1 protein-coding gene is annotated in these 434 nt (G+C 62.0%); it reads right to left on the bottom strand.

Annotation, left to right across the window (positions count from 1 at the left end):
• Positions 1 to 39: 39 nt before the first annotated feature.
• Positions 40 to 434 (bottom strand): DNA methyltransferase (locus HFD97_RS22035; RefSeq protein WP_167434919.1); only part of this gene is annotated, 395 nt, incomplete at its 5' end.

Raw genomic sequence — 434 nt, 5'->3', positions numbered from 1 at the left:
CATGGTGCTGTCCTTATGGTCTGGTTACGGAAAAATACGTTATGCGGCATGAGCGGCACGGGCGGCGCGCAGCTCACCCAGGCGACGCAGGCCGGCGGTGTGGTACTGCTCCAGCAGTTCGATCCCGATCCAGCGGCGGCCGCACTGGTCCGCCGCGACGCAGGTCGAGCCGGAACCTGCAAACGGGTCTAAAACGAGATCGCCGGGCTTCATGAAGGTTTCGATAAGCGGCTGCAACACGCTAACCGGCTTTTCGGTCGGGTGGTGCCGGTTGCCCGTGTACTGCCAGGGCATCACGTCGGGTAAAGGCTTCGCCGGCAGCGGCGGGCGCCCTTTAGCCAGCAGGTAGGCGCTTTCATGCTGATATCCGACAAATGCCGATTTAGATGCGTACGTTTTGGTAAACACCAGGTGCCCGACGACGCGAAAGCCCG

The organism is Pantoea sp. EKM103V, from assembly GCF_011800365.1.
GTDB classification, from domain to species: Bacteria; Pseudomonadota; Gammaproteobacteria; order Enterobacterales; family Enterobacteriaceae; genus Pantoea; species Pantoea anthophila.
This window is presented reverse-complemented; position numbering and strand designations above follow the sequence as displayed.